Here is a 24934-nt window from a genome sequence, read left to right as displayed (position 1 = left end):
CTGATTGAAGGAAAAACCTTGGTACCTGAAGGAATATTTAAAAGGATGTGCACGGACAAATCTCATTCACAGGTTTGATATCTCCACCATCTCCAATTTCTTTGGGAGATGGATTCCCTTTGCTTTTGCAGTTGGCATCGTTACTGGTTCTATTGCTTCATTGATGGATATAGTAATAGTTAATCTCAACAACTTCCTCTCCTCAAATCTTCCTCTTCTTTTTCTGTACCCACTTGTTGTATCGGTATTGGTTGGGTACGCTCTAACAGTAGATTCATCGATTGGGGGTCCAGGAATTGGTTATTCAATTCTTCACCTGAAGACAAAAATATACATTCCTGTCCGCTCAGTGATACTCAAATTGATAACCTCAACACTCGTTCTCTCAGGTGGTTTTATTGCAGGAAGGGAAGGTCCCTCCTTTTACATAGGAGTGGCTATTGGTGAGTGGCTCGGTAAAGCCTACGGACTGGGTAAGAAATACAAACCTCTCTTAGGGCTTATCGGCGGTGGAGCTTTTACCGGGGCTCTACTGAAAGCTCCTCTTGGAAGTGCCATCTTTGCAATGGAACTTGAAGAAATGTATAACCTTGACTACAGACCTTTTGTTCCCATGATTATCGCTTCAATTGTTAGCTATCTTACATTCTCTTTCTTTAGAGGAGAGAGTACTTTCATTCAGCTCGTACAAAATCCCGAATGGAACCTGAAGGCTATTCCATACATTGTTGTAATGGGGCTTGTAATAAGTTTAATCATATACATCTACACGTTTGTCTTCCATACAGCATCCTGTACCTCAAAGTACTTCTCCCCAGAACACAGACCATTAATTGGTACAGCACTGGCAATTCCTTTCCTTCTTCTTCTTTACCTTGCCACAAAAGATATAGATTTTCTCTCCACTCCAGCACACATGGGAATCGTTTCAAAATTGACACAGGTTCCCTTTCCCATCTGGATAGATATTTTAGTGGTTGTCATTGTGATTATCGTCACAAGTTTTACTCTTTCCTTTGGAATTCCCGGAGGGCTCGTCCTACCTAATCTTCTCATTGGGGCAGCTGTTGGAAACATGTTTGGGCATATACTCCCCGATCAGACAGTCGTTTTTACCCTTGCAGGAATGGGAGCAGCGTTAGCAGCTGGAGCAAAAACACCATTAGCTGCAATTGTCATGATAACAGAAATGACCCATGCAGACGTTGTAATTCCTATGACAGCTGCAATAATTACAAGCTACACTACAAGCTTTGGTTTTAGCCTTTACCTCGGACAGGAGATGAAACTCAAACCAATGGCAGGAGACAAAGGTGAGCATCTTAAAAAGTAGAAAAATTGTTTTAGGAATAACAGGAAGTATAGCAGCATACAAATCAATAGAAATTTTAAGAAGTCTTCAAAAGGCTGGAGCAGAAGTTAGAGTTGCAATGACTCCTTCTGCATTAAAGTTTGTATCTAAGCTTACACTTCAGACACTTTCTGAATATCCAGTCTACTATGAAGCCATTCCTGAAGACTCTGCAGAGATAAGACACACATCTCTATCTGCCTGGGGAGAACTGTTCATCGTCGCTCCGGCAACAGCAAACACAATTGCAAAAATTGCCTGTGGTATTGCTGATAATCCTGTTACAGACCTTGCACTCTGTTTCGGAAAGGGAATTATCTGTCCTGCAATGAATGTCAGAATGTATGAAAACCCAGTAACTCAGGAAAATCTGAAAAAACTAAAACAACTGGGATATGAAATTGTTGAACCAGGTCGTGGCTTTCTTGCATGTAAAGAAGAAGGAAAAGGAAGACTTGCCGAGGTTGAAGATATTCTGGACGCTGCCTCATACTGGTTTATTCCCAAACTGCTAAAAGGTAAAAAAGTTGTTGTAACTGCTGGAGCCACAAGGGAGTACATAGACCCCGTTAGGTTTATCTCAAATCCCTCTTCTGGTAAGATGGGCTTTGCTGTTGCAAAAGCCGCAAGAGGTGCAGGAGCTGAAGTAACACTGATAACGGGAAAAACCTACCTTAGAACGCCTTACGGTACAAAGAGAATAGATGTTGAAACAGTTGAAGAGATGAAAGAAGCCGTTCTTGAAGTTGTAAAGGATGCCGATATCTACATCTCGGCTGCGGCAATCGGCGATTACAAACCAACAAAGAGAGAAGAGAAAAAAATCAAAAAGTCAGAAGGAAAATTAATACTCGAACTTGAAAGAACACCAGACATCTTAAAACTTGTAGGCGAAAGAAAAAGGAATGGACAGCTCGTGATTGGATTTGCAGCAGAGACAGACAATCTTGTAGAAAATGCAAGAGAGAAAATTGAAAAGAAAAATCTTGACGGAATAGTTGCCAATGACGTTAAAAAGGGAATATTTGGTAGTGACAAAACGGAAGTTTTCTTTATAACGAGAAAAGAGGTTTTCCCCATTTCTGGTTCAAAAGAGCAAGTTGCTCTTGAAGTAATTAAACTTATCTACGAAAACTTCTTTAAAGGAGTGGAGTAAAAAAGATGTTTGGATTCTTTAAGAGAAAATCGAAACTTGAAGATGAACTTAAAAAGAACCCCTATCAGCCTGAGAAATGGCTCGAACTTGCAGAAAAGGATGAGAGAAAAGCTCCAGAGGCGGTCATAAATGCTCTTATCTATAGCAACGGAGAGCTTTTAGATGCTGTAGTTAAGAAGATAAAGAGTCTTGCGATCTTCAGAGAGATTGAATCATTCATACCAGGAGTTGAGGAAAAGCTTGGTAAAGAGTACGCCTCTTTTCTGATGGGACTCGTTGAAGAGTATAAAAGAAACCTTCAGAAGGCGAGAAACCTCTATGATGTAGCCAGAAACAGTCAGAATCCTGTTCTTTCTTTCCTCTCAAACTACTACATTGCGTCTATCTACACAAAAGAGGAGCTCTACGACTTAGCCTACAAAACACTTAAAGAGATTGAGGGAAAAGTTCCCGAAAGCTACCAGCTGGAATTTATGGTCAAAAAGAGGGAACTTGAGGAGAAACTTGGAATCTCTGGCTCAAAACTACTAAAGAGCTTCAAAGAAGGTTTAAAGAAGACCAGAGACGCTTTAGGTCTTTCTGCGTTTAAAGGTAGGGAAGTAGATGAATCGCTTTTCGAAGAGCTGGAAGAGAAGCTTATCCTCGCCGATGTTGGTGTAAATACAACTTTAGAGCTAATAGACTACTTGAGAAATGAGGCAAAGAAGAGAAAAATCAAAAGCTCCGACCAGCTTCTTGAGCTACTCAAAGAGAAACTTAAAGAGATGCTCTCAAAGTGCAGAGGTTCTCTCAATATTTCTGAGAAACCCTCTGTTATTCTTGTCCTTGGCGTTAACGGTGTTGGAAAGACAACAACAATTGGAAAGCTTGCAAAACAGCTAAAAGACAAAGGTCACAGTGTAGTCCTTGCAGCAGGGGATACTTTCAGAGCAGCAGCCATTGAACAGCTTGAAGTCTGGGCTGAAAGAGCTGGAGTAAGAATCATAAAAGGACAAGAGGGAACAGATCCAGCAGCCGTTGTCTTTGATGCAATCCAGAGCGTAAAAGCAAAGGGAGATGATATTCTTATAGTCGATACTGCAGGAAGGCTTCACAATAAAGACAGGTTGATGAAGGAAATCCATAAGATCAAAAAGGTTATTGGAAGAGAGTTTCCAGGACAGCCTGCTGAGATTTTATTGGTACTTGATGCAAATACAGGCCAGAATGCAATCTCTCAGGCAAGAGCTTTTAAGGAAATTACAGATGTAACAGGCATAGCTCTCACAAAGCTTGACGGAACAGCAAAAGGAGGAATTGTCATAGCAATCTGTAACGATCTGAAAATACCAATCAAGTTTGTCGGAATCGGCGAAAAAATAGAAGACCTAAGAGAGTTCGATCCAGATGAGTTTATAGAAGGACTCTTTGAGGAAGATACAGAAAACCCATGATAATTAGGACTTCTATACAAAGAAAATGAAGTTCATTATAAAAGGTGGGGAATTTTGAAGGAAGTCAAGAGAACTTTAGAGTATTACAATAGAAAAGCAAAAGAATTAATTGAAAAGTACGATAAGGCTCAAATGGAGGAAGTACAGAAGTTTTTATTGGAACATTTACCAAAAGGGGGAAGAGTTTTAGAGATAGGATTTGGTTCCGGCCGGGAGTTAAGATTTTTAATGGAAAAGGGATATCAAGTTTGGGGAGTAGATGGAGCAATCGAGTTTGTAAAGTTAGCGCAGGAGCGGTTTCCCCAAATATCCGACCGCTTTTTTCATTCTTTCCTTCCTGATTTGTATCTTCCTTCCAGCTTTTTCAATTTTTTCGATGCAATCATTTCAATTGCAGTGTTAATGCATATTCCTAAAAAGTATTACCGGAAAGTAGCAAGGAGCTTTATCAATTATTTAAAAAAAGAAGGAGTGGTGATTTTAAGCTATAGTCTAACTCCTCGTTCGGAAGAAGAACGTTTCTTTGAAACTATAAAACCTACTGAAGTTTTAAAGGCATTTGAATTAGAAGGATTTAAAAAGATAGATGAACTCTTAACCAACGATTCAGCTCTTGAAAAACGGGAAATCGTATGGATAACAGAGGTATATAAATATGCAGGAAACAATTGATGTTAGTAGTTTAATTAAAATTAATAAAATCATTGAAAGAGAGCGGAAAAGCAGTACTTATAAGTTGGCTCTCTTGAAAGCTACTATCTTGGCGGTTCAAAGATATGATCATTTGATAAAGGTTGAGAAAGGAGAAAAAGCTACAATTCCATTAGGACTGATTGTAGAAGACTGGTTTTTTACCTATTTACCTTTTGTATTTGAAAATGTATCGCAACAGAACAATAAAAGAGTTCTGAACAAGCAAATAGAAGAAGAGTATTGGAAAATTTTTAGTACTTTGCACTTAAAAGATAATTGGAAAGAAAGTTACGCTACGATTTTTAATCTATATCACTCTGAAGAAAAACTAAATCTTTTCGTTCCTCTTTTTAAGAAGTTAGCAAGAACGATAATTTCGAATCCAATGAAGTATAGTGGAGAAAGAGAGTATGAAATCTTTAAACCAAGAACTTTAATTGCTTTTCCTAAAAAGTCCATATCAAGGAAAGATTTAATTTTTGGTTTTGGAGAGTTTTCCATTCCTTTTTCTTTTTATTTAGTTTTCCGTTACTTAGGACAAAGTCTTTATGGTTTAACAACTATAACTCAAAAATGGAAGGAAATTACTTTTAAACTGAATGATGAAGTAAGAAAAGATAAAATAGAAGAGTTTTTGGTGGCGGATTTCTTGGCACAGAGAGACACATCTACAGTGAGAAGGTTACTATCTTCTGGTAACGTTTTCTGTGTCTGGAGTGGTAGAAAGATTAGAAAATTTGATATAGACCATTTGTTTCCTTATTCAGTATGGTTTAGTAATGATTTGTGGAACTTACTTCCTGCAAGTCCAGACTTGAATAGGAAGAAAAGTGACAAAATTCCATCTCCTGAACTGATAGAAAGGAAAAAAGATAATATTATTTACTATTGGGAAAGGTATAAAGCCTTGAAAAAGAACATTTTTACAGTCCAACGAGAAATTGCATTAGGTAAAAGGAAAAGTGAAGAAGAATATGTTGCTGCTTTATGTGAGAAGGCAGATTACTTAATTAATGAAAGAGGCTTAGAACCATGGGATCCAAAGATTTAACCTTTCAAGACAGTAAGAGTTTCAGAATGCTCTAAGAATCTTTCAAAATCTCCTTAGGATCAAAAGAGGTTGCTCGCAGAGCTGGATAAATACCTGAGATTAAGCCTATAAAAACAGAAAGAACAGATGAAATCATTGCTCCTTTAACAGGTACATAGACTACCCATCCTGCCATTTTTGATATCAAAACAACGATCAAAATGGCAATAACTATCCCAGATATAGCTCCTGTAAGAGATAGAATAGTTGATTCAATGAGAAACTGTTTAAAAATGTCCAATCTTGTGGCGCCAAAGGCTCTTCTGATTCCAATCTCAATCAACCTTTCATAAACAGAGAGTGTCATGACAGCCAATATTCCAAGAGCTCCAACGCTGAACGCTATGACCGCAACGATTATTGAGAGCTTTGAAAATATCTCCATTGCCTGCTTCTTTGTATTTGCTATGTCTTCATATCTACTTATTGTGAAATCTTTTTTTCCATGTCTTTTGAACAAAAGTCCTTCAACCTCTTTCATCATTTCAGGAATAATATCTGGAGAAACTGGCAGAATATAGATTCCATCAATGTAGTCAACGTTTGAAATCCTCTTAACAGCAGAAGTTATCGGAATGTAAACTCTTTCATCAAGATTTTCTCCACTCAAGTCTGTTCCTCTTCTCTCCATAACTCCAACAATTCTGTAGGGAGCATTGGTAAGGTAAATCGTTTTCCCGATTGGACAGGTCTCACCGTAGAGCTCCTCCGCCACATCCATTCCTATAACAGCAGTTTGCGATATTCCTTCCACATCCTCTTTTGTCAAAAATCTGCCACATACGGGATGGTAGTCTGCAACCTTTTCATATTCAGGAGTTACTCCAAAAACGTCTGCCTTTATCGATTTTCCACCGTAGTGAACATTTGGATTTACCTGTTTATAGGGAGAAACCACTTTAACAGAAGGACACTTTTCGGAAATAGCCTTAGCGTCTTTCAAAGTTAAAGTTGGATAGAAAGAGAGCTGTATTGTCCTTCCTCCAAGGTTCTTCACATCTCCTGGAATTACAACCATGACGTTAGAACCAAGAGTTCCAAGAGCCTTTAAAACCTGCTGTTTCATAGCTCCTGTGATGCCCATCATAAGGGTAAGGGAAAAGACCCCAATGGCTATACCTATACTCGAGAGTATCATTCTCTTTTTGTTCTCTTTAAAGTAAGAAACAAGTGACTTAACAGCCCCCATCTTACACCTTTGTCCTCAAAGCTTTAACAGGCTCCAAAAGAGAAGCCTTTCTGGCTGGGAAGTAAGCTGCAAGGAGTCCCACAAAGACTGAGAAAATGGTTGCAACAACAAAGGCTTTTACCGGATAGACCTCTGGAACATTAAGGAGTGGCAGTATGTAGTGAACAGCTCCATAACCGATAAGACTTCCCCAAAATACCGCAAATACTGATATAACAAGGCTTTCAAGGAGAATTCTAACAAGTACTGCTTTCTTAGTTGCTCCCACTGCCCTTCTCAAACCAATCTCCCACTGTCTTACGTGAACATTAATGTAGAAGATAGACGAAAGGACAAATCCACCAACAACAAGCGCTGTGGTTGAAGCTATTCCCAGAAAGAGAGCAAAGCTTGCAGAGAGCATTGAGAGAAACTTTTTAACAACAACAGGAGTTATTATTGTAAATTCATCTGGCTTGTGGTTCTTCAACAAGATTTGTCTTGTCTCTTTGACTATTTCATCGTATTGTGAAAGATCGAGAACCCTAAATCTAATAACAGACACTCTGTTAAATGTTTTCTCCACTACCTTATCAAAGACTCTGTAAGGAATGAAAACCCTGTTATCAAGGTTGTGTCCGTTAGGAGTTTTCCCTTTCTTTTTATAAACACCAATTATTTTAAACGGTGTCTTTCCGATCAGAATGATCTTTCCTATCGGATTCTGTCCAGGATAGAAAAAATCGCTGACGTCGTGTCCTACAACCGCAACCTTCCTGAAACTTCTAAAGTCGTCCTCAGTAAAGCCTCTACCAATTTCAATCCTGTAATCCCAGGAAAGAAGCCAGTCCTCCCCAACTCCAAAAACAGCAGAGAACTTAGGCATCTGGATATTTGAAATCATCATAGGTTTTACAATTCCATAAGTAAGGGCAAAAATACCTTCCAGTCTTGAGATTTCTTTAACATCTGAAAGCTCAAGGTTTTTTGTCACTCCACGGGGACCTTTCCCGATAGCACCCGAAATGATAAAAACGGAATCGGGCCCCAGCTTTTTTATAACCTTGTTTGCCTGGAGGTTGCTCCCTTCAATGGCAGAAACGATTAGAACCACAGAAGAGACACCAAAAACAATTCCCAGAAGTGCAAAAAATGTTCTTAGCTTATTGTAGATTAAAGAAGATAGAAGATCTTTTAGAAACAGCCTCAGCATTTTTTACTCTATTCTTCCGTCCTTAATTTTTATGATCCTGTTTGCATAGGAAGCAACTGCTGGATCATGGGTTACAACTACAACAGTCTTACCCTCTCTGTTTAACTCTGTAAATATCTCCATAACTGCCTTTCCAGACTCTGTGTCAAGCTGTCCGGTTGGTTCATCTGCAAGGATAATCTCAGGTGAGTTTATTAGAGCTCGTGCAATTGCTGTCCTCTGTTTCTGTCCTCCAGAGAGCTGGTCTGGTTTAAAGTTTATCCTCTCTGCCATCCCAAGCCTTTTAAGGATTTCTTTTCCCTTTTCTTCGGGAGGTTTATCTTTAAAGAGCTCCTTCCTGTACTTGGAATCAAGATACTCAACAGGCAGAATCACATTATCAAGAACGGAAAGGTATGGAACAAGGTAGAAAGCTTGAAACACAAAACCGATATATTTACCCCTTATTTTGGAAAGTTCATCGTCTGAAAGCCCCAGAACGTTTTTACCATCAAGGTAATACTCTCCAGAGGTCGGTCTATCAAGACAACCAAGGATATACATGAGAGTTGACTTTCCAGAACCCGAGGGTCCCATTATGGCAACAAATTCACCTTTCTCAATTTGAAGATCTATCCCCTTTAAGACCTCTGTCTCAAGATCACCCTGTTTGAAAACTTTTCTTATGTTCTTGAGCTCTATTAATGCCATTTTTACTTCCTTGTTACCTTCAGTGCTACAACGTCTCCTTCTTTTAAACCTTCTATCACCTCTGTAAACTGATCGTCGCTCCAGCCAACCTTAACAGGGGTTTCAACAACTTTCTTGCCAACAACCTTATAAACTATGTACTTTCCATTCTTCCACTTAACAGCAGCGTTTGGAACGACAAGAACATCTTTTTTGACTCCAGCTATTATTGAGTTGTGGGTTGTCATTTCAGGTCTCAAAAGTTTTACATCTTTAAACCCTCTCGCCACAACTATGTAATAGACAACGTTATTGAGAACTTTAGGTTTTGGATAGATCTCCTCAACCTTTCCCCTAAAGACTTTATCCCTGTAGGTATCAACTGTAAATTCAACTTCCATTCCCTTTTTCACCTTTCCAATTTCAGTCTCATCAACATATATCCAGTTCTCCAGTTTCTCGGGATCAAGAATTGTTACAAACTCAGGAGCGTTAAGCCCTGCAACGACAGTTTCCCCTTCCTGTGTTGAAACGAAGGATATGATTCCACTTTTTGGAGCGTAGATGTAGGAATAGGAGTACCTGATCTCTGCCTGCTTCAGGGCTGCTTTGGCTGTTTCAAGGTCAGATTTATACTTTGCTTTTAGTTCCTCTAAGTTTCTTTTCTCAATCTTAACGTCAAGCTCTGCCTTTTTCAGGTTCTCTTCAGCAGCCTTGAGAGAACTCCCTGCCTGTTCAAACTCAGCCTTAGCCTGTTTCAGCTTCTGTTGTGTTGTGTAGCCAATTTTGAAAAGACTTTCCTGTCTCTCATACTCCCACTTCTTCAAGCTGTAATTCTCTTTTTCTGCTTTTAGTTTTGCTTCTGCTGCTCTAAGTGAAGCAAGGGCAGATTTCAGCTTCATTTCCTGGGCTTTTATCTTCTCTGGATATGTCTTCTTCACCTCTTCAAGACGCACCTTTGCCTTTTCCAGCTCCTCTCTCAGCTCTCTGTTGTCAATTACAGCAATCAGATCCCCTTTCTTCACGTAGTCGCCAACCCTTACGTTTTCCTTTACAACGGTTCCAGAGATCCTTGCACCGACCTTAACCTCTCCGCCAACTTGTGGCTTTATTATTCCGGTGGCATCTATGACGTTCTTAACTTCTCCCTTTTTGACCTCTACAGTTTGAACAGGAACAAGTTCAACCTTTTTCTGTGATTTAATAAAGAAAAATCCAATAACCAGCAGAACAAAAACTAAGAAGACTGCTACTTTCTTCACCTCTCACCTCTCACTTCTCACCTTTTTCTTCTTCCTTTTCACCTGTTATCCGTCCCTCGCCACCTGTTACTTCCGGACAGTAGTTCTCCAGTTGCTTTTTTTAACTCATAGTATGCACTACTCAGACTAAGAAGAGAATTTATATAGCCTTCTTGCGCATTTTTCAGGTTATCAAACGCCTGAAGCAGAGCAACAATATCTGAAACACCCAGCTTATACTCATTGAAAGTTCTCTCATAAGCTTTCTTTGAATACTCAAAGAAGGATTTAGAGGATTTAACCTCTTCTAAGGCAGAATTTACCGACTCAACGGCGTTTAAAACCTCCCTTTTGATGGCATTTTCCTGCTTCCTTAGAGAAATCTCCTTTGAAACCAGATCCTTTTCCGCCGCAAGGGACTTAAATTTCGTTACGCCGCTGTCAAAAACTGGAAAATTCAGAATAGCAGAAAACTGATAGTTATTGTTCTCTGGGAAAAATTTAGTATCACTTCTTGTGTAGGAAGCCGAAAGGTTAAGCTGTGGAGAGAGGGTCTTTTGTTGGATTTTGACACTCAATTTTGCGACTTCTATCTCTTTCCGCAGGGCGCAAATCTCTGGTCTCGCTGAAAGAGCCCTTTTGACAAGTTTTTCAACTTCTGGAAGTTCCACTGTTTCAAAGAGCTCCACTTCCGGCTTTTCATTTTCTGAAAGTGAAAAGTTAACAAGTTCATTTAGGTTGTTAAACGTCTGATTGTAATCTCTCTCCGCTTTTCTTAAGGAACTCCTTGCGTTCTCAACATTTGCTTTAGATTTAAGAACATCTGTAATAAGAACCAGTCCTTTTTTATACTTTTCTTCTGATACATCAAGTATCTTTTCACTATTTTTCAGTAGTTCCTTTCTTATTTCTATTATCCTTTCTAATGCTTTTAACTTCAACAGGTAGTTAATTCCCTGATAATAAAGATCTAACCTGGTCTTTTCTAACTGCTCTCTGTTTACATCAATAGAATACCTATCAACCTTCAACTGAAGATTTCTCTGAAGATTTAGTGGATTAGCAGTGATTGAAACTCCAAGGCTGTACTGCTGATTCCAGGATTTTGAAGAAAAGCTCGTGTAAGGATAAAACTCGTCAAACTCTCCAGTTAACGAAACTTTCGGGAAATAGGATCGAAAGGTTGATTTTTCAAGTAGCTCTGATTTCTCTACAGAAACTCTTCCAATCGACAGATCAAGAGAGTTTTTATCTATAAGAGATTTGAGATCTGAGATTGTTAGGCTGAACGAACTCCCAGTAGTCAGAATAACCATAAGGAACAAGCTTATAGTTCTTCTCATTGATACCTCACACAGCCTACAAATATAAGCCAGACGACCAAAAGCTGTATTTGCAATTTTAATTAAACAAATTCATCAAAACAAAGATTGCACCCAGAATTTCAACTTGAACAAGGGAACTTTACCATAGCCAAAATCTATAAGTCTTAAATTGAACATAGATACATTTGTATTGAATTGCTAAATGATAATAATTATCATTAAGGAACAGAAAACGTCATCCAAAAGGAGGAGGTAACAATGGCACTTGTAGGACAAAAAGCTCCAGATTTTTGCCTCAACGCTTATGATCCAGTTGAGAAAAAGTACACAGAGGTTAAGCTTTCCAACTATGCAGGAAAGTTTCTTGTACTCTGTTTCTATCCAGCAGACTTTACATTTGTCTGTCCAACAGAAATCGCTGCTGTAAACGCTAAGATTGATGAAATCAGAGCTCTTGGTGCTGATGTTCTTGCAGTTTCAACAGACACACATTTCAGCCACCAGCTCTTCTGTGAAGTAGAACCTCTTCTCAAAGATCTCAAGTTCCCACTTGCTGCAGACCCAACAGGAAAAACTGCAAGGGACTACGGCGTTTATATTGAAGAAGCTGGACTTGCAAGAAGAGGAAGATTTATCATCAACCCTGATGGCATCATCGTAGCTGAAGAAGTTCTCAACCCACCTGTAGGTAGGAATGTTAACGAGCTTCTCAGACAGCTTGCTGCTTGGAAGCACGTTTACGAAAATCCAGATGAAGTTTGCCCAGCTAACTGGAGACCTGGTAAGAAAACTCTCAAGCCTGGTCCAGAGATTGCTGGAAAGGTTGGAACAGTTGTTACAATCGACGAACTTCTTGCCGAGTAATACTTTGGGGGCTTTGCCCCCTTCACAATAACTCCTTTAAGACCTTCCACAGATTTTCTAAATCTTCCTTAGAGTGTTCATAGTTGATTGTTATTCTTAACCTGCTCTCCTTAACCGTTGGTGGTCTTATGGCTGGAACAAAAAATCCCTTTTCCCAAAGTCCTTTTGCCAGCTCTAAGGCTTTTATCTCACTTCCAGTTAAGAAAGGAAAAATTGCAGAGCTCGAATTTATCCCCGTTAACTTCCTAAAAAATTCAATTTTCTCCTGCAAAAATTTCATTCTTTCAGAAACCAATTTCAGATTCTCTAAGGTTTGACAGGCAATGTGAGGCGGAAGAGCCGTTGTGAAAATGAAACTTCTACACTTATTCACAAGGTATTCTCTTAAAACTTTAGTTCCAGCAACAAAAGCTCCGAACGTTCCAAGGGCTTTCCCGAGAGTTCCAACTATGACGGTTCTCTCATCAGGAATTAAGTCGAAGAGTTCCAGAGAAGACCAACCAACTACGCCTGTTGCATGGGCATCGTCAATAATTAAAACGGCATCGTATTCTTCCTTTAACCGAAAAAGTTCAGACAGGGGGGCAATGTCTCCATCCATACTGAAAACAGAATCTGTGACAATGAAGCAATTTCTGTATTTTCTCCTTTCCTTAGATAAGAGGAACTCTAACTCTTCAACGTTACAATGGCTGTAAACTTTTACAGTAGCCTTTGAGAGCCTACAACCATCAATTATAGAGGCGTGGTTGAGTTCATCAGAAAGGATTAAATCTCCCTCCCTTGCAAGAGTTGAGATAACCCCAACGTTTGCCATGTAGCCGGTTGAGAATAAAAGTGCAGATTCTGTTTTCTTTATTTCTGCAAGCTTCTCCTCAAGGAGCTCATGAATCTCAAAGTTTCCACAGACAAGCCTTGAAGCTCCAGAGCCGCTTCCCCATCGTTTAAGACATTCACAGTTAAAGTTTGAAGCAAGTGAGAGGTAGTCGTTTGAGGAAAAATTAAGAACTCTCTTTCCATTTACAGTAATCTCTTTTCCCTGTGGCGAGAAGAGAGTTTTGAGTTCTCTGTAAAGATTCTTCTTTTTTAGCCCCTTTAACTCTTCTTCTAACCACTTCAAACGTTTCCTCCCAACCGCGGCAGAGACCAACCCTTCTCTATTGCAAGAATTCTAACAAGCAGAATCAGAAGAAGTGTTGAGAAAGAGGTAATCTCAACTGGGAATCCCAGCTTTTCAAGAAAGATAAAGACAACTCCACCAATGATTGAACAGGAAGCATAAAAATCCTCTTTCAGGATGAAAGGAATTTCACCTGTTAACACATCGCTGATCAACCCACCGCCTGTTCCAGTTATAAGACCAAGGAGAACAACTCCAAAGGAATTTATCCCGCTCTCCATTCCAACAATAAATCCTGTAACCGAAAAAGCCGCAAGTCCCACAGCGTCAAAGTACTTTATCACCTTTTTAGTCGAGAGATCTTTTCTGAGCTTTAAGTAGAAAAGAAGAGCAAACACTATTCCCAGAAAAGTGATTGTAATGTCTTTGTAGCCTGTAAAAGCCATTGGGATTCTATTAACGATTAAATCCCTGGTTATTCCACCGCCAAGGGCTGTTAGAAAACCAAGAGTCACAATTCCAAGAAGATCAAGGTTTTTATTGATTCCTTTATAAACTCCAGAAGCAGCAAAAGATAAAAGACCAATGGCGTTGAAAAGCTCAAACAGGCTCATTGCTGATTGAGACCATATTTGTTGAGTTTTCTATAAAGATTTGAAATATCTATTTCCATAAAAGCTGCAGCCTTTTTCAGGTCACCATTGAATTTTTTAAGTACTTCCTCAATGTAGTTCTTCTCAAACTCTTCTTTGGCTTTTCTCAAAGGAAGGTTGGAATAGGCACTCACCGTTTTAGAACCAGAAACCTTTGATGAAAGATGCTCTTTTGCACTTTCAATAACGTTGAGAAGCTTTTCATATTTAATCGGCTTCTCTATAAAGTCAAACGCTCCAAGTTTCATTGCTTTTACAGATGTCTCGACAGTTCCATGTCCAGAGACTATTATCACAGCTATCGTCTGGGTAAGTCCTCTATCATGGAGAACTTTTAAAACTTCCATCCCGGAAGCTCCAGGCAGGAATAGGTCAAGAATCAATATCTCTGGTTTGACATCTTCAACCACACTTACAACTTTTGATCCCAATTCTTCAATAAAGACTTCAAATCCCTCTTCTTCAAGTATCTCTCTCAAAGTTTCTCTTATCGTTTTTTCGTCATCAACTATTAGAACTCTCATCTATCACCTTTGGATAGCCTGGAAAGAGTTTCGCATTAAAAGTTTTCAAAAGCTTATCAATTTTCTCTTCTGATTCAGGAGAAATTTTAACTTCTTTTTTCCTCGTTCCATTGTCTATTTCTACAAGTTTTACTTTCTTTCCAAATTTTTTCTCAAGCTCATTTATCCTTCCTTTCAGGAGATCAAAAGCAGTTCGATTCTTTGGAATGACCTCTACAAAGTCTCCTTTGTCGTTAGTTTCCCTTATGTATATGTCTTCTAAACTATTTTTTTCTACTGTCTCTTCAGTTTTTTTTTCAGGCAAAGAGAGTTTTAAGTTCCCAGAGAGTAATTCTCCTATCCTCTTCAAATCCTTAAAGTATGAAAGCTTAAAAAGGTAGAAAAAGAGAGCTGTATATGGATAAGGATGGAAAGCTACAGATCTGTGAGCTTCAGAAAGTATCTTAAAAGCTGCAACGAGCTCTTCATCTGTAAACTCTTCACCTTCTATAAATTCTTTTTCTACTCTTTCAAGGAGTTGTTTAATAACAAAAAGAGGGTTGTATCCCTGATTTTCTAATTTCTTCAGTTGCTCCCTTAACTTCTGCTTATTTCCAGAAAAAGAAAGTTTGAGAATCTCAACGATGTCTTTACCAGTCAGAACTCCAAGAAATTCAGAAACCTCTTTTGCTTTAACTTCACCACTTCCAAAGGCTATAGCCTGATCAAGGAGGCTTTCTGCGTCCCTCATACATCCTTCGGAGGCTGTTGCAATGAGATAAAGAGCTTCTTCTTCGTAACCAACACCCTCTTTCTGGCAAATTTCTCTCAAAGTTTCTACCATCAACTCTTTCGGAATCTTCCTGAAGACAAACTTCTGACACCTCGAGAGAATAGTTGGAGGAATCTTGTCTATCTCCGTTGTTGCAAGAATGAAAACAACATGCTCTGGGGGTTCTTCAAGTGTTTTGAGAAGAGCATTAAAAGCTTCTTTGGTAAGCATGTGGAATTCATCAATGATATAGACCTTTTTCTTTCCCTTTACAGGAGAGTAGTTGACAGACTCTCGGAGCTCCCTTATCTGGTCAATTCCCCTGTTTGTTGCAGCATCAATCTCTATAACATCGGGGAAAGAGCCTTTTGAGATTGCAAGACAGTTTGGACACTGATTGCACGGTTCACCATCGTTTAGATTTTCACAGTTAAGAGCTTTAGCAACAATCCTTGCTGTTGTGGTTTTACCTACACCTCTTGGACCGGCAAAGATGTAAGCGTGAGCAAACCTTCCAGTCCTGATTGCGTTCTTGAGGGTCTCGGTTATGAACTCCTGTCCGGTAACTTCAGAAAACTTCTTTGGTCTGTATTTCCTTGGTATAGCAACGTAAGCCATAACTCTCCAGTCAAGACTTCCTTAGTGATTTCCAAATTATACTCCCATAAGGAACTTTTTAGAACGATGAATCTTTAAGATTACTATTTTGACTGTATCGTTGAAGAAGAATCAGAGGATGAAACAAAGCCCAGATAGTAGGAAACCTCAAAGGAAAATCATTCTCTATACTTTCTTCTTGAAACTTCAAATTCTCTCCTCGTATATTGGTTTCTCTATTTTGTAGAAAATGCCTATCGGAATTCTTACCTCTTCTCTGTCATCGTTGTAGTTCCACTTGTGAGCCCGTCTCATTGCGTCTTGAAGATTAGTTGGGTTGTGTTCTATCTCTTCAAGTTTATAGCAGTGTTTTCTGTAAAACATAAAGAGGTTAAAAAAAGTTACACAGGGCTGTAAAACATCAACAAATGAAAAACCTTTGTGAAGAATTGCAGCCTTGAAAATCTCTTTTAAGTGAGGGATATCTCCTGCGAACCCTCTTGCCACAAAAGTAGCCCCAGCACTCAACATGAGGGCTAACGGATTCATTGGATCCTCTGGAGATCCCTCAGGAGTCGATTTTCCCTTAAACTTTGAAGGACTCGTTGGCGTAAACTGTCCAGTTGTAAGGCTGTAGGATTTGTTATCGTGAACTATCACTGTAATGTTCACGTTTCTCTTTGCTGCAAAAATTAAATGGGATATTCCTTCTGCGTAGATGTCCCCATCCCCAACAAATCCAATGCAAACAAGATTATCGTTTACTATTCTCATTCCTTCAAGGTTACTTAGAGCTCTTCCATGAATTGAGTAGAAACTGTTTAGATTCAAGTAGTCAACAATCCTCCCGTGACATCCAATTCCAGAGGCTATTACAAAATTTTCTATCGGTATCTCTTCGGAAAGCTCAGCCACTACTTCTTCAAAAGCCCTCATTATTCCAAAGTTTCCACATCCAGGACACCATGTATTTTCAGCGTAGGTCTTTAAGTTCAAAGTTTTCATTTTGCCCCTCCCTCAGAAATTCTGTTAATTCTTCTTTGAAAATTGGCCTTGTATCGTACTTTCTGAAGCAACTTGTAGCTTTGATTCCGTAAGTATTGAGGAGTTTTTCAAACTGACCAGAGACTGAAAGTTCAACAACTACGACTTCTTCAGCACCTTCCATCTCTTCTTTTATTCTTCTTTCTGGAAAAGGTTCAAGGTAGAGAGGCCTTACAACCTTATAGCCAAATTCCCTTCCAACTTCATCACAAACTCCAGCATTCTCTCCCCAGGTTATGATGATTCTCTTTGAGTTTTTGTCTCCCTCAACCTTTACTGTATCGTTTCTGCTGCTGAAATAGTTATAGATTGTCTTCTGTTTCCTTGCTCTTTTCTCTTTCATAAGCTTTACTTTCTCTGCATCTTCAACTGTTATTCCATACTCATCGTGCTCATAGCTTATTCCTTTTACAACTGCTCCTTTGGTCCCTGGAAAAGCAAGCGGAGAAATTCCATTTTCTGTTAACTGGTATCTTTTGTACTCTCCCTCTCCATTCCAAAGTTTTGGCTCTTCAACAACTTTTCTTTTCTCTATGTTTTCTGTAAAAAAACTTTCCCCAACGCTTTTACTTCCAAGAACAATCACTGAAGTTTGAAACTTCCAGGCAAGGTTTAATGCTTCCCTTGTTAGTTCGTAGCACTCCGTAGGATTTCCCGGAGCAACAACAACCCTCGTAAAATCACCATGTCCTGCGTAAAGGACAAAGAGGAGGTCGGACTGCTCTGTATAGGTTGGCAAGCCTGTTGACGGACCTCCTCTCTGAGCTTCGTACATGACAACTGGCACTTCACTCATTCCAATTAAGCTGAGAGTTTCTGCCATAAGGGCAAATCCACCGCCAGAGGTTCCCGTCATTGCCCTTCCACCTGCAAAAGCTGCACCAACGACCATATTTATAACGCCGATTTCGTTTTCAGGATGGATAACCTTTACTCCAAACTCTTTCTTATGAGCTGCTAAATAGTGAAGGACTGGAGAAGCTGGAGTCATTGGATAGGCTATATAGACGTCAAGTCCTCCATCAACTGCCCCAAGGGCAATTGCTTCACTTCCCGAAATGTATCCCCCCTTTTCTTTCTTTGAACCTTTCTAACTTTTCAACTTCTTCAGCAAGTTCATAAGCCTGTCCCAAAATTTTTTTGTTTTCCTCAACGTTTTTAAGGCTTCTTATTACCTCTATTCCCTCTTCAATTGGAATTCCAAACGTTTTTAAAAGAGTTCCTAAGATTGCAGTGCTCCTCATTACTCCTTTAGCAATTTTTCTTATTGGCAGTTTTTTGGCTTCAAAATCCACCGATTCATCAACTATCCAGTAAGTACTATCCTTTGCTTCTTCTTTATGTTTTTCAACACTTCTCCTATCAAGTGCAACAATTACATCCGTACACTTCACAGGAGATTTAATCTCTGAATCTGAAAATCTGACTGTTGAGAAGTTGTGACCTCCTCTGATAAGAGAGGGGTAGTCATGGTAGGTAAAAACCCAGTATCCCCTGTTTACAAGAACCTTTGCAAAGAGGTTTGCCGCTTCCTTTACCCCCTCTCCCGCTTTCCCTCCAATCAAAACTACTCTCTCCATAATGTTCTCCTTAAAACGTTAACAGCTCTATATGGATCGCCGTAAACTGGAATTTTTTCTCTTCTCAAAATCTCAACACCAACTTTTACTGTGTGTCCCCCCATAAGACATCCAACAACAGGCTTATCTGAAATTTCCCTAAACCTGACTATCTCGTGGGCAATTTCCGGAATGTCTGTCATGGACTGAGGAGTAACTATGACAATTGCACCATCCCAGCTTTCAAATCTTGAAAGAACATCAAAAGCTTTTCTGTACCTGTCAGAAATTGCATCTCCTATGAGATCAACAGGATTCATCCTGCTCCAGTTGGATGGGAGAAACTTTGAGAGTTCTTCCTTAACTGGTTCTATATCTGCAAGCTTTAAGCCAAATGTAGAAACGTAATCTGAAGCTAAAGCTCCAGGTCCTCCAGCGTTCGTGATAATAAGAACCCTATCTCCCTTTACTCTTCCATAGGCAGAGAGAAACTGACAGCAGTCAAAAGCCTCTTCTATAGTATCAACGACAATTCCCCCTTTTGTTTCAACTGTATCTTTGAAAACTTTAAAGTCACCAGCCAAAGAACCTGTATGGGAAGATGCTGCTCTTTTCCCTTCTTCTCCCCTTCCAACTTTCAGGAAAACGGAAGGCTTTTCCTTCAAGAGTTCAAGAAGCGTATCTCCAAGTTCCAATCCCTCAACATAAGAAAGAATCACCTTTGTTTCATTATCTCTGGTTGCAAGCTCAAAGGCTTCAGTTATCTCAATGTCTGATTGATTACCAAGGCTGATTATCTCTGAGAAGCCAATTCCTTCCTCAATTGCTCTATCTATAACAGCAGTTATTAAAGCTCCGCTCTGAGAGAGAAAAGAAATATTTCCTACTGGTGGGGTTAAACTTGAGAAAGAAGCGTTTAGCTTTAAGGAAGGGACTATAAACCCGAGAGTATTGGGTCCCAGAATCCTTATTCTATATTCTGAGGCTATCCTTACAACTTCTTCTTGAAGTTTTCTTCCTTCTTCTCCTGTTTCAGAAAACCCGGCAGAGATAATGACTACAAGTTTTGCTCCTTTCTTTCCACACTCTCTGACAACATCCGGAACAACCTTCGCTGGAACTGCAACAACAGCACAATCAAGAGGCTCTGGAATTTCTAAAACAGACTTATAACATCTTTTACTCAGAATCTCCTCATACTTTGGGTTCACCGGGAATACACTCCCTTTGAATCTTTCAAGATTTCTTAGAAGAGCGTATCCAACCTTTCCTGGATCTGGAGTTGCTCCAATAACTGCAACCGTTCTGGGTCTGAAAAGATTTTCTTCAAGTTTTTTAAACTCTTTCTTCTTTTCAGGCTCTTTAAGGATCGCTCTTCCATCTGCTGGAACGACCCTTTCTTTTGTTATGAAAACGGGATTTAGATCCATCTCATAGATTTCCGGATTCTCCCAAAGGAGCCGTTGAAGCTTCTTCAAGAAATCGATAAAGAGTTCCAAGTTTCCCTGGTAGCTTCTAAATCCTTCAATCAGCCTGTAAAGTTTTGTTTCCTTCAATTTACTATTTATCTCTTTTTCGTCGGCAGAAACCGGAATGAAGACAACATCCTGAAAAAGTTCAACTAAAATTCCACCACTACCAACACCGATTACATGAGAAAATGAGGAGTCTCTCTTAACCCCGACAAAAGCCTCTATTCCTGACAACTTTTCCTCAACAATGAACTGATCAACTTCAGGGAATCTTTCCTGGAGCTCTTTAACTTTTTCTATCAGTTCTTTTCCATTGTTAACAAAAACAACCCCTCCAGAGTTGCTTTTGTGGATAATCTTTCTGGAAACCACCTTAACAACAGCGGGAAACTTCTGCCAGGTCGGTAAATCCTCCCTCCTAAAGACCTTAAACTGAAGGGTATTTATTCTGTATTTTGCTAAAAGTTCAAAAACCTCCGGCTCTGTCAGGAACATTTCCCCTCCCTTTTCCTATTATATACATTTCGATAAATCTTCAATCTGAAGTTTTTCTATTTCCAAAGAATTTAGTAAAATGTTCCCTACCACTTTCGGGGGTGCTGATTATGCTTTTCAAGAAGCCTCAGGTTGCGTTCTATCCCTTTATGGTTTTGAGAGACGACTACAAGTGTGTAAGATGTAAATCCTGTGTTGATCAGTGCTCGTTTAGTGCCACTTATTACGATGAAGACCTTGATATGATCGTGAACCATCATGAAAACTGCGTCAACTGTAAAAGGTGTGAAGCTTTCTGTCCAACCGATGCAATCAAAGTTGTTAGAAATCCTTCAACTTTCCATCCCGACGCCAACTGGACTGGAGAGGCAATAAGGGATATTCACACCCAGATGTTAACAGGAGCGGTTATCCTTACATCAACAGGAAATGACAAACCTATAAAAAATTACTTTGATCACCTTCTTCTTGACGCCTGTCAGGTAACAAACCCTCCAATTGATCCCCTCAGAGAACCTATGGAGTTAAAAACTTTCATTGGCAGGAAAACCGATCAAGTTGAGTTTGATGAAGATGGAATAAACATAAAAACGAAAATCGGAAAGCAGCTTGAACTTGAAATTCCAGTTCTTTTTTCTGCAATGTCCTACGGTTCAATCAACCTCAACCTCCAGAAGGCAATGGCAAGAGCTGCAAAGGAGTTTGGAACTCTCTGGAACACTGGAGAGGGTGGTCTCCACAAGAGTCTAAGAGAGTACAAGGACTGGACAATCGTTCAGGTAGCTTCCGGAAGGTTTGGAGTTGATCTTGACTACCTTGAGACATCTGCAGCCATTGAGATAAAGATCGGTCAGGGAGCAAAGCCTGGAATCGGGGGACACCTGCCAGGTGAAAAGGTAAACGAGGGAATCGCTGAAACCCGTATGATTCCAGTTGGAGCAGATGCAATCTCTCCAGCTCCTCACCATGACATTTACTCAATTGAGGACTTGAGACAGCTTATCTACGCCCTCAAAGAGGCAACAAACTACGAAAAACCTGTCTTTGTAAAGATTGCAGCGGTTCACAACGTTGCTGCAATAGCCTGCGGTATCGCCCATGCTGGAGCTGATGCCATCGCAATTGATGGTGTGAGGGGCGGAACTGGAGCTACTCCAAAATCTCTGAGAGACCATGTTGGAATTCCAATAGAACTTGCAATTGCAGCAGTTGATGACAGGCTGAGAAAAGAGGGACTTAGAAATGAAGTCTCTCTCATAGCTGCTGGAGGATTCAGAAGTGCAGTTGATGTTCTCAAAGCTATAGCTCTCGGTGCCGATGCAGTTTACATAGGAACAGTTGCAAAGCTTGCGGCTGGTTGCACCCAGTGTCAGCAGTGTCACACTGGAAAGTGTGCCTGGGGAATAACAACAAACGATCCAAGACTTGCAAAGAGACTCAATCCAGATATTGTTGCTGAAAACCTCTACAACCTTCTGAGAGCCTGGGCGCATGACATAAAAGAGCTCCTTGGAGCTATGGGAATAAACGCAATAGAGAGTATCAAAGGAAACAGACTGAGACTCAGAAGCTGGGGACTCACTGAACAGGAAAACAAAATCCTCGGCGTACTCCCTGCCGGAATGTAGGAGAGGTGAAGATGTCAAAGAAGAGAAAGCTTATGAAGGTCTATCCAATAGAGGAGAACTGCATCTCCTGCAGGTACTGTGAAGTTGCCTGCACAATGGTTCACAGCGAAACGCAGGATCCAGTTAAAGCCTACAAGCTCGAAGGTCTTCTCCCAAGAGCAACTGTAGAGGTAAAAGGGGCGGTTTCACTCTCTCTTATGTGCCGCCACTGTAAGCACCCGTTCTGCCTTGATGCCTGCATCTCCGGTGCAATAACCCAGGATGAAGATGGAAGGGTAAGGCTTGACGAAGATAAGTGTGTAGGTTGCTGGGGATGTGTTCTGGTCTGTCCATTTGGTGCAGCTCATCCGTACGTTGAGAAAAAACACTCCTTTAAGTGTGACATCTGTGAAGATAGAGGATTTCCCGCTTGTGTTGAAGCATGTCCAAATAGAGCTCTTATCTATGACTTTGAGAGGTAGAGGGAATGAGATACGTAATTATTGGAAACAGTGCAGCAGCGGTAGGGTGTATAACTGGAATCAGAAAAGTAGATAAGGAAGGCGAAATAGTTGTAATTTCCTACGAGGATAGGTGTTACTCAAAGCCTATGATTGCAGATGTCCTGATAGATTATCCCGATGAAAAGCTCCTCTACAGAGATAAAGATTTCTTTGAAAAGAACAACGTAACCCAGATACTTGGTCATAAAGCCATTAAGATAAATCCTGAAAGCAAAGTGGTAATCCTCGACTCAAATGAAATGGTCCCCTACGATAAGTTACTCATATCAACTGGTGGAGTTCCTTTTGTTCCACCAATTCCTGGAAGAGAAAAAGAGGGCGTTTTCACTTTTACAGAACTTGGCAGTGCAAAGAAATTCAAAAAGTATATAGAAGAAAACGGTGTTGAAAAGGTTGTAGTTATCGGTTCAGGATTTATTGGACTCGAAGTTGCCTATTACTTAAGAGAAATTGGAAAAGAAGTTATAGTTGTGGAACTCCTCCACAGAGTTCTTGGGAAAGCCCTTGATAAAAGAGGCTCAGAAATCGTAGAAAATATGCTCAGAGAGAAAGGTGTTCAATTCATTTTTAACAACACAGTTGAAGAAATCTTAGGAGAAGAGAAAGTAAGCAGCGTAAAACTCAAAAGCGGTGAAGTTCTGAAAACAGAAGCGGTTGTTATCGCAATCGGTGTAAGGCCGAACGTTGAACTTGCAGAAACTGCAGGAATAGAAGTAAACAGGGGAATAGTTACAGATAATCACCTGAGAACAAACGTTCCAGACATTTATGCTGCCGGTGATTGTATCGAGTGCATAGATATTACAGATGGAACGAAAAAGAATTTACCTCTCTTCCCCCTTGCCTTTGAACAGGGACTCATTGCAGGTCTCAACATGGCTGGAAAAGAGATAACTTACTTGGGAGGCTTACCTCTCAACTCACTGAAATTCCTTGAAAAACCTGTTTTGAATGCTGGAATCGTTGAGCCCCCAGACAGCACCTATGAGGTTCTGGTTAACGATAAGTTTGAAAAGAAGGGATACTACAGAAAGGCTATCCTGAAAGATGGAAAACTTGTAGGATTTGTTGCAATTGGAGAAATAGACAGAGTCGGAATCCTTACAAACGTAATAAGACAGAAGATAGATGTATCAAATATCAAAGAGAGACTTGTTTCTCTTGACTTTGGACTTGTTGACCTACCAGCAGAGTGGAGAGAAGAGAAGCTTAAAGAGGACAAAACGGCTTACAAAGACTGGAGGCCTGTGGGATGATCGAAAGATGTGAAATGTCGGGCTGTGGCCTTGCAGGGATAGTAAATAGAGATGGAAAGAAGATTTCAGGGAAGTACATATACGATTCGATCACTTCTATGAAAGAACGTGGAAACGGAATGGGGGCAGGGTACGCTGCCTATGGGATATACCCAGATATGGCAGAGTACTATGCGTTTCATGTAATGCTTGATGACCTGGACGTTGAATCCGAGGTTAAGGCTGTTTTAAACAAGTTTTTCAAAATCGTTAAGAGTGAAATAATTCCAACAAAAAGTGTCCCATCTCTATACAAGAAAACAAAACCACCAGTTTTCTACAGATACTTCGTTGAGCCAAAGGACGATGCAAAGCTCCCACTGGAAAGCGAAGAAGATATGGTAGTAAGAGCGGTTATGACTATAAACGATGGAATAAGAGGAGCTTACGTAATATCCAGTGGGAAAAACATGGGAGCTTTCAAGGGAGTTGGTCACCCAGACGAGATTGGTGACTTCTTTGAGATAAAGGAATACGAAGGTTATATATGGCTTGCACATACGAGATTCCCAACCAACACTCCAGGTTGGTGGGGTGGAGCTCACCCATTTACTCTCCTTGATTGGGCAATTGTTCACAACGGAGAGATTACCTCTTACGGAACCAACAAGAGATACGTTGAAATGTTTGGCTATAAGTGTACCCTTTTAACGGATACAGAGGTTGCAGCTTATCTCTTTGACCTTCTTTTCAGGAAACACAGACTTCCAATCAGAGCTGTTTTCATGGCAATGGCAGCTCCATTCTGGAAGGATGTTGATTACTATAAAGAAATTGGAATGGAAAAACTTTTCGATGTGGCAAAGATGATAAGGACAGTCTATGCTCCGGCAATGCTCAACGGTCCTTTTGCGATGCTTTTTGCATTCAAAGATGGCGTTATCGGATTTAACGACAGAATTAAGCTAAGGCCCTTCGTTGCAGCAATCGATGGTGATACAGTCTATATGGCAAGCGAAGAGTCTGCAATAAAGGTTGTCTGTAAAGAGCCTGAAAAGGTTTGGATGCCAAAGGCTGGAGAACCTGTTATAGCTCTTTTAAACCACTGTAAAGAGGAAGACGTCTGCTATCCTGCTCAAAGGAGTTGAAG

At 40.1% G+C, this 24934-nt stretch carries 23 protein-coding genes; 10 read left to right on the top strand and 13 right to left on the bottom strand.

Annotated features, from left to right (window positions below):
- The first annotated feature begins 4 nt into the window (after positions 1–4).
- Genes ACYQ3A_RS07980 through ACYQ3A_RS07960 form a run of 5 tightly spaced genes read left to right on the top strand, consistent with a single transcriptional unit; the run spans position 5 to position 5684 of the window.
- A complete protein-coding gene (locus tag ACYQ3A_RS07980; protein WP_459896713.1) occupies positions 5–1333 on the top strand; it encodes a chloride channel protein in 1329 nt (442 codons plus the stop codon).
- On the top strand, positions 1314–2507 hold the full coding sequence (gene coaBC, locus ACYQ3A_RS07975) for a bifunctional phosphopantothenoylcysteine decarboxylase/phosphopantothenate--cysteine ligase CoaBC (protein WP_459896711.1): 1194 nt from the start codon (positions 1314–1316) through the stop codon (positions 2505–2507). The genes ACYQ3A_RS07980 and coaBC overlap by 20 nt, the downstream gene beginning before the upstream one ends.
- Before the next feature lie 5 nt (positions 2508–2512).
- Complete coding sequence (gene ftsY, locus ACYQ3A_RS07970; protein WP_459896708.1) at positions 2513–3940, top strand: signal recognition particle-docking protein FtsY; 1428 nt, start codon at positions 2513–2515, stop codon at positions 3938–3940.
- Positions 3941–3994: 54 nt separating this feature from the next.
- Entirely contained in the window at positions 3995–4612 is a 618-nt protein-coding gene (locus ACYQ3A_RS07965) for a class I SAM-dependent methyltransferase (RefSeq protein WP_459896706.1), read from the top strand.
- A complete protein-coding gene (locus tag ACYQ3A_RS07960; protein ID WP_459896704.1) occupies positions 4596–5684 on the top strand; it encodes an HNH endonuclease domain-containing protein in 1089 nt (362 codons plus the stop codon). The genes ACYQ3A_RS07965 and ACYQ3A_RS07960 overlap by 17 nt, the downstream gene beginning before the upstream one ends.
- Before the next feature lie 31 nt (positions 5685–5715).
- Here ACYQ3A_RS07960 and ACYQ3A_RS07955 read toward each other — a convergent pair whose 3' ends face one another.
- From ACYQ3A_RS07955 to ACYQ3A_RS07935, 5 genes are read right to left on the bottom strand one after another with little or no spacing between them, the layout of a single operon-like run.
- Positions 5716–6912: an ABC transporter permease gene (locus ACYQ3A_RS07955; RefSeq protein WP_459896702.1), complete on the bottom strand. Its 1197-nt coding sequence runs from the start codon at positions 6910–6912 to the stop codon at positions 5716–5718.
- Between the two features lies 1 nt (position 6913).
- Positions 6914–8104 carry an ABC transporter permease gene (locus ACYQ3A_RS07950; protein WP_459896700.1) on the bottom strand — a complete coding sequence of 397 codons (1191 nt, stop codon included), beginning with the start codon at positions 8102–8104 and terminating at the stop codon, positions 6914–6916.
- A gap of 3 nt (positions 8105–8107) precedes the next feature.
- Entirely contained in the window at positions 8108–8794 is a 687-nt protein-coding gene (locus tag ACYQ3A_RS07945) for an ABC transporter ATP-binding protein (protein WP_459896698.1), read from the bottom strand.
- Positions 8795–8796: 2 nt separating this feature from the next.
- A complete protein-coding gene (locus ACYQ3A_RS07940) occupies positions 8797–10035 on the bottom strand; it encodes an efflux RND transporter periplasmic adaptor subunit (protein ID WP_459896696.1) in 1239 nt (412 codons plus the stop codon).
- A 38-nt stretch (positions 10036–10073) separates the two neighbouring features.
- Positions 10074–11357 (bottom strand): TolC family protein, encoded by a 1284-nt coding sequence (locus ACYQ3A_RS07935; protein ID WP_459896694.1) that lies wholly within the window; start codon positions 11355–11357, stop codon positions 10074–10076.
- A gap of 240 nt (positions 11358–11597) precedes the next feature.
- Between ACYQ3A_RS07935 and ACYQ3A_RS07930 the strand changes: the two genes are divergently transcribed.
- Entirely contained in the window at positions 11598–12203 is a 606-nt protein-coding gene (locus tag ACYQ3A_RS07930; RefSeq protein ID WP_459896692.1) for a peroxiredoxin, read from the top strand.
- Between the two features lie 22 nt (positions 12204–12225).
- Here the strand turns inward: ACYQ3A_RS07930 and ACYQ3A_RS07925 are convergent, their stop codons facing one another.
- The 8 genes from ACYQ3A_RS07925 to ACYQ3A_RS07890 all read right to left on the bottom strand — a co-directional run bounded on the left by ACYQ3A_RS07925 (position 12226) and on the right by ACYQ3A_RS07890 (position 20418).
- Positions 12226–13323 carry an aminotransferase class I/II-fold pyridoxal phosphate-dependent enzyme gene (locus ACYQ3A_RS07925; RefSeq protein ID WP_459896690.1) on the bottom strand — a complete coding sequence of 366 codons (1098 nt, stop codon included), beginning with the start codon at positions 13321–13323 and terminating at the stop codon, positions 12226–12228.
- The gene (locus ACYQ3A_RS07920; protein WP_459896688.1) at positions 13320–13937 is read right to left on the bottom strand and encodes a trimeric intracellular cation channel family protein; all 618 of its coding nucleotides are present in this window, start codon (positions 13935–13937) and stop codon (positions 13320–13322) included. The genes ACYQ3A_RS07925 and ACYQ3A_RS07920 overlap by 4 nt, the downstream gene beginning before the upstream one ends.
- A complete protein-coding gene (locus ACYQ3A_RS07915; protein ID WP_459896686.1) occupies positions 13934–14500 on the bottom strand; it encodes a response regulator in 567 nt (188 codons plus the stop codon). The genes ACYQ3A_RS07920 and ACYQ3A_RS07915 overlap by 4 nt, the downstream gene beginning before the upstream one ends.
- The gene (dnaX, locus tag ACYQ3A_RS07910; protein WP_459896684.1) at positions 14481–15869 is read right to left on the bottom strand and encodes a DNA polymerase III subunit gamma/tau; all 1389 of its coding nucleotides are present in this window, start codon (positions 15867–15869) and stop codon (positions 14481–14483) included. The genes ACYQ3A_RS07915 and dnaX overlap by 20 nt, the downstream gene beginning before the upstream one ends.
- Positions 15870–16055: 186 nt before the next feature.
- Positions 16056–16853 carry a thiamine pyrophosphate-dependent enzyme gene (locus ACYQ3A_RS07905; RefSeq protein WP_459896683.1) on the bottom strand — a complete coding sequence of 266 codons (798 nt, stop codon included), beginning with the start codon at positions 16851–16853 and terminating at the stop codon, positions 16056–16058.
- Positions 16822–17883: a hypothetical protein gene (locus tag ACYQ3A_RS07900; protein WP_459896682.1), complete on the bottom strand. Its 1062-nt coding sequence runs from the start codon at positions 17881–17883 to the stop codon at positions 16822–16824. Before ACYQ3A_RS07900 ends, ACYQ3A_RS07905 begins: the two co-directional genes overlap by 32 nt.
- A gap of 55 nt (positions 17884–17938) precedes the next feature.
- Positions 17939–18472, bottom strand: a complete 534-nt coding sequence (locus ACYQ3A_RS07895) for a 2-oxoacid:ferredoxin oxidoreductase subunit gamma family protein (RefSeq protein ID WP_459896681.1) — start codon at positions 18470–18472, stop codon at positions 17939–17941.
- Positions 18460–20418 (bottom strand): acetate--CoA ligase family protein, encoded by a 1959-nt coding sequence (locus tag ACYQ3A_RS07890; protein ID WP_459896680.1) that lies wholly within the window; start codon positions 20416–20418, stop codon positions 18460–18462. The genes ACYQ3A_RS07895 and ACYQ3A_RS07890 overlap by 13 nt, the downstream gene beginning before the upstream one ends.
- 110 nt (positions 20419–20528) lie before the next feature.
- Between ACYQ3A_RS07890 and ACYQ3A_RS07885 the strand changes: the two genes are divergently transcribed.
- The 4 genes from ACYQ3A_RS07885 to ACYQ3A_RS07870 are packed head-to-tail and all read left to right on the top strand — an operon-like array spanning position 20529 to position 24932.
- Positions 20529–22046, top strand: a complete 1518-nt coding sequence (locus tag ACYQ3A_RS07885) for a glutamate synthase-related protein (RefSeq protein ID WP_459896678.1) — start codon at positions 20529–20531, stop codon at positions 22044–22046.
- 11 nt (positions 22047–22057) lie between these two features.
- Positions 22058–22507 carry a 4Fe-4S dicluster domain-containing protein gene (locus ACYQ3A_RS07880; RefSeq protein WP_459896677.1) on the top strand — a complete coding sequence of 150 codons (450 nt, stop codon included), beginning with the start codon at positions 22058–22060 and terminating at the stop codon, positions 22505–22507.
- A 5-nt stretch (positions 22508–22512) separates the two neighbouring features.
- Entirely contained in the window at positions 22513–23805 is a 1293-nt protein-coding gene (locus tag ACYQ3A_RS07875; RefSeq protein WP_459896676.1) for an NAD(P)/FAD-dependent oxidoreductase, read from the top strand.
- Entirely contained in the window at positions 23802–24932 is a 1131-nt protein-coding gene (locus ACYQ3A_RS07870; RefSeq protein ID WP_459896675.1) for a class II glutamine amidotransferase, read from the top strand. Before ACYQ3A_RS07875 ends, ACYQ3A_RS07870 begins: the two co-directional genes overlap by 4 nt.
- Positions 24933–24934 lie beyond the last annotated feature (2 nt).

It is taken from the genome of Desulfurobacterium crinifex (genome assembly GCF_054656775.1).
Note: the sequence above shows the minus strand (reverse complement) of the source record. Positions and strands in the feature narration are given on the sequence as shown.

Excerpts from the sequence above, each read along its gene's own strand:
- ACYQ3A_RS07900 (WP_459896682.1), bottom strand. The coding sequence starts at position 17,883 with ATGACTCCAGCTTCTCCAGTCCTTCACTATTTAGCAGCTCATAAGAAA.
- ACYQ3A_RS07960 (WP_459896704.1), top strand. The coding sequence starts at position 4,596 with ATGCAGGAAACAATTGATGTTAGTAGTTTAATTAAAATTAATAAAATC.
- ACYQ3A_RS07955 (WP_459896702.1), bottom strand. The coding sequence starts at position 6,912 with ATGGGGGCTGTTAAGTCACTTGTTTCTTACTTTAAAGAGAACAAAAAG.
- ACYQ3A_RS07945 (WP_459896698.1), bottom strand. The coding sequence starts at position 8,794 with ATGGCATTAATAGAGCTCAAGAACATAAGAAAAGTTTTCAAACAGGGT.
- ACYQ3A_RS07885 (WP_459896678.1), top strand. The coding sequence starts at position 20,529 with ATGCTTTTCAAGAAGCCTCAGGTTGCGTTCTATCCCTTTATGGTTTTG.
- ftsY (WP_459896708.1), top strand. The coding sequence starts at position 2,513 with ATGTTTGGATTCTTTAAGAGAAAATCGAAACTTGAAGATGAACTTAAA.
- ACYQ3A_RS07950 (WP_459896700.1), bottom strand. The coding sequence starts at position 8,104 with ATGCTGAGGCTGTTTCTAAAAGATCTTCTATCTTCTTTAATCTACAAT.
- ACYQ3A_RS07880 (WP_459896677.1), top strand. The coding sequence starts at position 22,058 with ATGTCAAAGAAGAGAAAGCTTATGAAGGTCTATCCAATAGAGGAGAAC.
- ACYQ3A_RS07915 (WP_459896686.1), bottom strand. The coding sequence starts at position 14,500 with ATGAGAGTTCTAATAGTTGATGACGAAAAAACGATAAGAGAAACTTTG.
- dnaX (WP_459896684.1), bottom strand. The coding sequence starts at position 15,869 with ATGGCTTACGTTGCTATACCAAGGAAATACAGACCAAAGAAGTTTTCT.
- ACYQ3A_RS07920 (WP_459896688.1), bottom strand. The coding sequence starts at position 13,937 with ATGAGCCTGTTTGAGCTTTTCAACGCCATTGGTCTTTTATCTTTTGCT.
- ACYQ3A_RS07875 (WP_459896676.1), top strand. The coding sequence starts at position 22,513 with ATGAGATACGTAATTATTGGAAACAGTGCAGCAGCGGTAGGGTGTATA.
- ACYQ3A_RS07890 (WP_459896680.1), bottom strand. The coding sequence starts at position 20,418 with ATGTTCCTGACAGAGCCGGAGGTTTTTGAACTTTTAGCAAAATACAGA.
- ACYQ3A_RS07895 (WP_459896681.1), bottom strand. The coding sequence starts at position 18,472 with ATGGAGAGAGTAGTTTTGATTGGAGGGAAAGCGGGAGAGGGGGTAAAG.
- ACYQ3A_RS07870 (WP_459896675.1), top strand. The coding sequence starts at position 23,802 with ATGATCGAAAGATGTGAAATGTCGGGCTGTGGCCTTGCAGGGATAGTA.
- ACYQ3A_RS07935 (WP_459896694.1), bottom strand. The coding sequence starts at position 11,357 with ATGAGAAGAACTATAAGCTTGTTCCTTATGGTTATTCTGACTACTGGG.
- ACYQ3A_RS07930 (WP_459896692.1), top strand. The coding sequence starts at position 11,598 with ATGGCACTTGTAGGACAAAAAGCTCCAGATTTTTGCCTCAACGCTTAT.
- ACYQ3A_RS07905 (WP_459896683.1), bottom strand. The coding sequence starts at position 16,853 with ATGAAAACTTTGAACTTAAAGACCTACGCTGAAAATACATGGTGTCCT.